The sequence below is a fragment of the Azohydromonas lata genome, assembly GCF_034427735.1.
GTDB lineage: Bacteria > Pseudomonadota > Gammaproteobacteria > Burkholderiales > Burkholderiaceae_C > Azohydromonas > Azohydromonas lata.
Genome location: NZ_JAXOJX010000281.1, coordinates 1 through 226 on the forward strand (window position 1 = coordinate 1; position 226 = coordinate 226).

The 226-nt window shown below is 65.9% G+C and carries 1 protein-coding gene; it reads right to left on the reverse strand.

The annotated features are described in order from the left end of the window. Positions 1 to 226, reverse strand: a 226-nt coding sequence (locus SM757_RS35395) for a VCBS domain-containing protein (protein WP_322468926.1), incomplete at both ends; no start/stop codon positions are given.

Sequence of the window (226 nt, forward strand, 5' to 3'; positions counted from 1 at the left end):
GGCGTGAGGGTGTCGGTGTCGGCGTCTTCAGTCAGCGCGGCCTGGGCGTTGGCACCGTCGGTGCCGGCGTCAATGGTGGCCGCGTCGTTGACGCCGGTGATGACAACGGTGACGGTCTGCGAGGCAGTGCCGTCCAGGCTTTGAACGGTGAAGGTTTCCGTGTGCGTCTCGCTGGCTTTTAGCGCCTGCAGCGCAGCCAGGCTGTTGTCGACCGTGTAGCTCCAGG